Source organism: Pseudoduganella sp. RAF53_2 (assembly GCF_052113985.1).
Lineage (GTDB): Bacteria > Pseudomonadota > Gammaproteobacteria > Burkholderiales > Burkholderiaceae_D > Rugamonas.
The window spans coordinates 1-6853 of record NZ_JBFRDW010000307.1 but is presented as its reverse complement, the minus strand read 5'-3'; the positions used below and the strand labels follow the sequence as shown (position 1 = coordinate 6853).

The following is a 6853-nucleotide window of genomic DNA, read 5'->3' as shown; positions in this document are numbered from 1 at the left end:
GTGCTGAACCGCCATGTGGCGTGGGAGCTGAACGAAGGCGTCGTCGTCTGCATGCTGGCAGGCTTCTCGCTGATGGCGTTGCTGGGCCTGCGCTATCCGCTGCAAATGCTGCCGGTGCTGTTCTGGGAAATAACCTGGAAGCTGATCTGGCTGTTCAACGAAGCCTTGCCGCGCTACCTCAACGGCACCATGGACGAGCACCTAGCCCATTACGCTTTCCAGGTTGCCTTCGTCGTGATCATTCCGCTCGTGGTCCCATGGGGCTATGTGTTCGACCACTACATCCGCAAATCCGGTGACCGCTGGGGCTCCGCCCGCGTGCCCGCGAAAGCTTGAGGAAAGCTGGCTAACTGCCCGAATGCGGCTATGCTGAGTAGATCAACTCAGAAGGAGGCCGTCATGAACAAGAGCTTTCGGGTAGTGGGTATTGTCGCCGTCCTGGCCGGGATGGCGGGGCTGGCCACGGCGGATCAGAAGGCGGATGTGGCGGCTGTGCACGCGATAGATCAGGCCTTCCTCAAGGCCTACACGGCCGGTGATGCGGATGCTTTGGCCAATCTGTACGACGAGAATGCCGTGCTGATGCCGCCTGGTTCCGCAGCCGTACGTGGCAAGGCCGCGATCCGCGCGTACTGGGCCAAGGATGTTGCCGATTCCGCCAAAGCCGGCATCACAATGAGCTTTAGCGGAGAAAAAGATGGTGGCGCCAATGACGGCACGGGCTGGGCAGCCGGCCACTTCACCGTCAAGGACAAGGATGGCAAGCAGGTCGATGCGGGGAAATTCCTGTCCGTCTCGCACAAGGTCAATGGCAAATGGCTCTACGTGCGCGATACCTGGAATTTCGATACGCCCCGCGTGAAGCCTTAATCGCATGCGCCCGGCGGGTATAATCTGCGCTTTTGCCAAGCGTTAGCATAGCCATGCCTATTCGTCTGATCGTCGGCCTCGGCAACCCCGGACCCGACTACGAACAAACCCGCCACAACGCCGGCTTCTGGCTGGTGGACAACCTGGCCAATTCGCTGCCGAATGCGCGCCTGCAGCGCGAGTCCGGCTTCAACGCGATGGTGGCGAAGACGATCATCGGCGGCAACCAGCTTTGGCTGCTGGAGCCGCAAACCTATATGAACCGTTCCGGCCAGTCGGTCGGTGCTATCGCGCGCTTCTACAAAATCCAGCCGGACGAAGTGCTCGTCGTGCATGACGAACTTGATCTGGCGCCGGGTGTGGCCAAGCTGAAAAAAGGCGGCTCCAGCGGCGGCCACAATGGCCTGAAGGACATCACCTCGGCACTCGGCACCCAGGACTACTGGCGGCTGCGCATCGGCATCGGCCATCCGCGCACACTGAATCTGAACCAGCCGGTGGCGGATTTCGTACTGCATCGTCCGCGCCGCGAAGAACAGCTGCTGATCGAAGAAGCGATCGAAAAATCCCTGCGCATCATCCCTACTGCCGTCACCGGCGATTTCACCAAGGCGATGATGGAGCTGCACACGCCTTAAGGCGCAGCAGCGTGCTGCCGTTGCGGCCGCGGTTGCGGCGCCGCCGGCGGCACTTCAACCACCTCATTCAGACGCAGGAACTTGAAGCCCGCCAGCTGCAGGCCGCTTTTGCGTGCTTGCGTGCGGGCGATGAAGTCTTCGAATTCCTCCTCGCGTACGGCGGGTGCAGATGAATGCAGGAAGCGGCGATGGCCATGCGCGTCCTGCACCACCAGGCCAACATGGGTCACCATATGCTCGCCGTTGCGGATCGAGATGACGTTGACCATGTCACCCTCATTCATCTGCTGGAATGCCTGCCTGGCATTTTCCACCGGTACGTAAGCCTCGCGCGTGTGCTGTACCGGAATGCTGCTCTCGGTGTTGTGATGCGTTTTCAAAAACTGCGCGCGGTCCACGGTCAGGTYGTAGTAGGCAGCGCCGGGTAACGATGCACTGACGTCAGTGAGCAGCCAGCGGTTGTTGATATTCCAATCCACTTCCGTGTAGTGATTGCGCGTGGCCACGCCAACCACGCCGTCCTTGTAGCGTATGCGTTGCAGCATCCAGAAGAACTCTTCCCACGATTCGCTCAGAGCCATCGCATAAGTGTGCTCGATGAAGACCGTGCAATCGCTTTGCCCAAGGCTGAACATTGGCAAGCTGTCATGCAGCTCATAGGGATATTCGCCCAATAGATTCAACTTGTAGGGCTGGCCGATATTGCGGCGCGCGATAGCTGCGATGCGCTTGCGCAGATCCGGCTGGCTATCGTGGACGCTGCTGATGAAGCTACCCGCTTCGGCGGGCGTCATCTGGTAGATCTGTTTAGGTTCCTGGGCGGCGGCGCACAGGGTGACGCACATGGCGAGCAAGGGAAGAATACGCATGCGTCCATTCTAAAGGCATTCAGGTCGGATTGCTCGCCTGGCGCAGCAAGCGCCACACCATCCATGCCACAACGGCAACGCCTGCAAGCAGCACGCCCCACAACAGGATCAAGCGTTGCTGTGCGCTGGCGGCGTCGGCGCTGGCGCGCTTGGCGGCATTGGCCAGCGCGTCGGTTTGCAGTTGCACGTCGCCGGCACGCGCCTGCTCCAGTGCGCGCAATTCGGCGGACGAAAATCCCGGCGCCACATCGCCGATGGCGCGCGCGGCGGAATTCGCCTTGTCGCGTCCCACTGCCAAGGTGTAAGGCGCAGTGCCACCGGCGACAAAGACCAGCGTAGCCGGTTGCCAGCTTAAGCGCAGCATAGGCTGCATCGCGGGTGGCTGATCGAAACGCAGTACCCAGCGATCGCCCAGATACGATGGCACGGCAATGTCGGCCGACACGTGGGGCTTGCCGTCGCGCTCCAGCCGGTAGAAGGTCGTACGCAGCGCGGGCTCGAAATAATTGCGGCCCTGACGCTGCGCGTTATAGCGGCCCAGCGTTGCAGGCAGCACGACATTGCCGCTGTCGAATTGCAGTCCAGCGCGCGTGGCGGGAATGCCCGGCGGCTTGGTGTATTGGAGATCGCGTGCTTCACGTCCCGGCTGCGCGGGCAGTTGCACGGATTCCATTGGCAGCGCTTCGTCGCGAACGGGCGATTCGGCGGTCACCGCTGCGAACTGCAGGGGCTCGCCGCTGCGCCAGCGCAGGCGCGCGTAGCGCATTGAGCGCGGCGCGAATTCAAGGCGGTCGTTGGCCAGCGTCTCATCGCTCATGTTGGCGAGCCAGCTCAGTTCCGCGACGCCCACCGTGTCCCAGTTTTTCAGGTCGGTGCTGGATTCCAGCCAGATCTGGCCTGTGTAATTGCTGCGTCCCGCTGGCAGCTGAAAGCGCAGTGCATCGACCTGTGGTGGTTCGCTTTCGCCATCGCGGCGCAGGTCCAGTACCAGCGCGGCCAGTTGTTGCCGCGGCCTGGCTGCATCCTGCGCAGCGGGCAAGCGCACGGACAGCACGCGGCCGTCGGTGCCGGTGCTGACCTCCAGGCCTGCCAGTGCGTTATCGGCACTGTCTGCCATCAGCGGAAAGATACGTACGGCCAGGCTGCGGTGGCTGGTTTGCGCATCGCCTTCGGGCTGGCGCAGCGCGAATGGCTGAATGATGCCGCGCGCGTCAAACACACGCAGGTCACGCAGATCAGGGGAGCGCGCATTCAGGTACACCGCGCGCGGCAGCTGCAACTGCACCACGCTCTGCTTGCCGCTGATGGTCAGCGGGATCAGATGACTGTAGTCTTGCGGCGTATCGCTGGCCGCGCTGGCCAGGGCTGCAGCGAGCAGAAGAGCGCTCATGCTGCCTCCTGCTGCGCTTGCCCGCCTTTGCCGGACGGGTAGGGCGCAATGTAGCCGATGCCGACCATCAGCGCGCCGACGCCAAGGAAGGACACGATGCGCTCAACGCCGCCCACGTTCGACAAGTCGACGAGGAAAAGCTTGAGCACCACAACGCCAAGCAAGACGGCGCCTGCCAGCCAGATATTGCGCTCCTGCTTGCGCGCCGCATAGCGCATCAATATCAGCGCGGTCACGCTCCACACCAGCGAGAACATGGCCTGTACAAACTGCGAAGCGAACAGGCGCTCGAACTCATATGGCACATCGAGATAGTGCGAGACGGTACGCAGCAGGGCGAGATTGAACCAGGCGTACGCGGCCAGCGCAGCGGCGATGAACAACGGTTGCCGTGCGTGCGTCAACTCGTTTTGCAGCTGGCGGTAGCAACCAATGGCCAGCAGCATGGCGAAGATGCTGGTCAGGTCGAGCGGATTGGCAAGCGGGATGTATGGCAGCGGCGCCATTGCGCCATCCTGCGACAGATTCCATGCCGCTACCAGCAGCAGCGACCATGCGCATCCCAGCGGCAGCAGGACCGTGCGATACCACTGCGCCACAGGGCGCACGGGCCAGGCATCGGTGCGCACGCGGTGCATGGTCCACGCCAGCACGCCCATCATCAGCCACAATGGCAGGAAGCGCGCCCAGGACGGATCGGCATGCGAACCTTGCAGGCCGCGCGCAATCCAGTACGCGGCAACGGGCCAGATCATCAGCCACGGGCCGGCCGAGCGCAGCGTGTGCAGGATGCGCATTTGCACATCTCTGATCGGCGACCAGACGCGCATCAGCCATTCGGACAGCAACCACAGCGCGGCGAAGGCCAGCCAGAATTCGCGCGATGGCATGCCGGTGAAGTGCAGCATCGCGAGCATGCCCACGCTGGTCAGGGCGAAGAGAGCCCATGCGGGCAGTGCTGTCCAGCGCAGTGCTGGCCAGGTGAGTCGCCGCGCCAGCGAGAGCCACAGCGGCGTTGTTGCCGCAATCAGCAGGCAATAGGCGGGCCATTGCAGTTCAGCGCGCGCCGCCATGCCAGACCAGTTTTCGTAATGCGCCAGCAGCCAGTTGGACAAGGTCGGCGCCACCATCGCCAGCCACCACAGCATGGACCAGCCCAGAATCACATGCGACAGCTTCTGCTGCGGCGCATCGCCATGACGGAACATGGCCCAGGCGGTGAAGGCGCCACCAGCCAGGATCATCAGGCCGCCGAGGAAGGGCGTCGCAAACAGGTCGGTGGACACTGGCGCCAGGGCCCATTGCTGCAGCATCAGCGCAAGCAGCACGGCGCCAGCCAGCAGCTCGACCGCCATTGCAAGCCAGCCCGCCAGCGCCCATGCCATGCGGCGTGCGATAAAGGCCAACAGCATGGCGCTCACAAGGGCGCTGGCCACGAGCAGATTGGCTTGCGCGTTGCCCTGCGTGCGCAGCAGGATCTCCGTCCAGAACCCGCCTACAAGCCATACAGCGGCGCCGGCGAGGAAGATCGTGCCCAGAAGGCCAAGCGCGTTCGGACCATCGCTGCGCTGAGCGCGGAAGCGCGTCGCCATCAGGAAGGCACTTGCCGCCAGCAGCAGGAAGCCCAGCCACAAATTGGAATGCAGCGCCGCTTCCTTGTCGATGCCGGACACGCTGCCGATGAAACTGACCCACGCTCCCAGCTGCACCAGCAGGCCGAAGCCCCAGGCGAGCGGCTGGCGCTGGCGCAGGCCGATCCACACGATGCCCGCGCCTTCCAGCGCCCAGGCGGCGGACGTCCAGCGGCCATCAAGCGCAAATGGAATTGCGAGCGTGCCAAATACGACGGCCAGTGCGATGAAAGCGTCAACCAGCATGCCGAACACCGCGCGCCGGCGCGCCAGCACCATCGCCAATGCGCCGTAGAACAGGCCAAGCGCCAAGGCAGAAAAAGCCATGCCGAATGCCATGCCTTTCACCAGCGGGAACTGCAAACTGGCCGCCAGCATTGGCGTACCGAAGACCAGCGTGCCGTCGACATAGTTCTTCAACTGAGGTGCTTGCAGGCGCGCATAGGCGACGGCGATGCCGACGTAGTACAGGAAGAACAGAATCAGGAAGGCTTGYGCCGACTGATAGTTTTCCGGCTGGTAGCGCAGCACGCCCCAGGCAGTGCCAATGGCGAAGGTGAATGCGAAGCCCAGCAAATTCAGTGCGCGCCACGAACGCTTCAGCGCGATTGCAAACACGCCGGCATTCAGCAGGGCGTAATAGCTGAATAGGGCTATGTGACTGCCGCTGCCCGTCGATGCCAAAATCGGTGCGGCGAAGCCACCGGCAATGCCGAAGATGGCCAGCCACTGCGCGTTCTGCAGTACCGCCAGCATGCAGGTGCCAAGCGTAAGCAGGAACAGCAGCGCGAAAGTCATCCCGCCGGGGATCAGGTGGTACAAGCGGAAGGCGCCGAAGCTCACCAGCATCAGCACGGCCATACACGTGCCTTGCAGTGGCAGGCTGACTGCCGCGTTGCTGTTGCGGATGCGCCAGGCCCAGGCGAGTGCGGCCAGATCGACCAGCACAATGCCCGCAAGCCGCAGCTCGATCGGCACCGTCACGCGGGCGGCAGCGTATTTGAGCAGGAAGCTGACGCCAATGAACAGGATCAGCAGGCCGATCTTGGCGACCAGATTGCCTTCAAACAGGCAGCGCCTGGCGGCCAGCAACCAGGCCGGAGGTTCGCTTGGCGGGGCTTGTGGACGTTCGCGGCGCGGCGCCTGCGCATGCGTGGTTGCATCGACGCCAGCGGCTGGGGGCGTTGGCAGCGGCATAGCGTATGCTCCGGCCGGCTCGGCAGCGCTCTCGGCTGGTGCGCCTGACTCAGTTGCTGGTGCCGTGACCGGTGGCATCGCGCGGGCCACCAGGGGCTCGCGCGATGCGGGTTGAGCTTGAGCTTGGGCTTGAGGTTGGGGCTGCCGCGCTGGCGGCGTGGGTGCCGTTGCCGGCGCTTCCGGCGCGGCAGGCGACGGTGTCCGAATGGCCTCGTCGGCCGGCGCGGCAGGCGACGGTGTCCGAATGGCCTCGTCGGC

The 6853-nt window shown here is 63.6% G+C and carries 6 protein-coding genes; 3 read left to right on the top strand and 3 right to left on the bottom strand.

What is annotated here, in order from left to right:
• The 3 genes from AB4Z11_RS18330 to pth all read left to right on the top strand — a co-directional run.
• On the top strand, positions 1 to 336 hold a 336-nt coding region (locus AB4Z11_RS18330), incomplete at its 5' end, for a hypothetical protein (RefSeq protein ID WP_442026705.1).
• 63 nt (positions 337 to 399) lie between these two features.
• Positions 400 to 870, top strand: coding sequence for a YybH family protein (locus AB4Z11_RS18325; protein ID WP_442026704.1), 471 nt, complete (start codon positions 400 to 402; stop codon positions 868 to 870).
• 53 nt (positions 871 to 923) lie between these two features.
• Positions 924 to 1508 (top strand): aminoacyl-tRNA hydrolase, encoded by a 585-nt coding sequence (pth, locus tag AB4Z11_RS18320; RefSeq protein ID WP_442026702.1) that lies wholly within the window; start codon positions 924 to 926, stop codon positions 1506 to 1508.
• Here pth and AB4Z11_RS18315 read toward each other — a convergent pair.
• The 3 genes from AB4Z11_RS18315 to AB4Z11_RS18305 form a co-directional block, all read right to left on the bottom strand.
• The gene (locus AB4Z11_RS18315) at positions 1505 to 2377 is read right to left on the bottom strand and encodes an N-acetylmuramoyl-L-alanine amidase-like domain-containing protein (protein WP_442026700.1); all 873 of its coding nucleotides are present in this window, start codon (positions 2375 to 2377) and stop codon (positions 1505 to 1507) included. The genes pth and AB4Z11_RS18315 overlap by 4 nt on opposite strands.
• A gap of 19 nt (positions 2378 to 2396) precedes the next feature.
• Positions 2397 to 3767 (bottom strand): DUF3999 family protein, encoded by a 1371-nt coding sequence (locus AB4Z11_RS18310; RefSeq protein ID WP_442026698.1) that lies wholly within the window; start codon positions 3765 to 3767, stop codon positions 2397 to 2399.
• Positions 3764 to 6853: DUF2339 domain-containing protein (locus AB4Z11_RS18305; protein ID WP_442026696.1), on the bottom strand; the 3090-nt coding region annotated here is incomplete at its 5' end. The genes AB4Z11_RS18310 and AB4Z11_RS18305, both read right to left, overlap by 4 nt.